Origin of the sequence: Pseudomonas sp. Pseusp88 (assembly GCF_047303955.1) — a bacterium.
In the GTDB taxonomy this organism is placed as follows: Bacteria; Pseudomonadota; Gammaproteobacteria; order Pseudomonadales; family Pseudomonadaceae; genus Aquipseudomonas.
This window is the reverse complement of record NZ_JBGLYM010000111.1, coordinates 1-326: the sequence shown is the minus strand read 5'-3', so window position 1 is coordinate 326 and position 326 is coordinate 1. Positions and strand designations below refer to the sequence as shown.

The 326-nt window shown below is 63.5% G+C and carries 1 protein-coding gene; it reads right to left on the bottom strand.

The window, feature by feature from the left end; all coding sequences use genetic code 11:
- Positions 1–326 (bottom strand): carbon starvation CstA family protein (locus tag ACCD02_RS32695; RefSeq protein ID WP_413310718.1); only part of this gene is annotated, 326 nt, incomplete at both ends.

The window sequence follows — 326 nt, the reverse complement described above, 5'->3', positions numbered from 1 at the left end:
CAGACCGGCAGCATGGCAGCGACGAAACCGTAGCCCACCAGCATCCAGGTGATCTGCACGCCGGTGAAGGTGAACATCGGCGCCCACGCCGGGTTGGCGGCAATCTGCCCGCCCATCCAGATCGAGGCCAGCAGCAGGGCCACGCCAATCACCGAGATCTCGCCGATGCGGCCCGGGCGGATGTAGCGCATGTAAATGCCCATGAACATCGCCACTGGAATGGTCGCCAGTACCGTGAACATGCCCCAGGGGCTCTCGGCCAGGGCCTTGACCACGATCAGCGCCAGCACCGCAAGGATGATGATCATGATCAGGAAGCAGCCGAA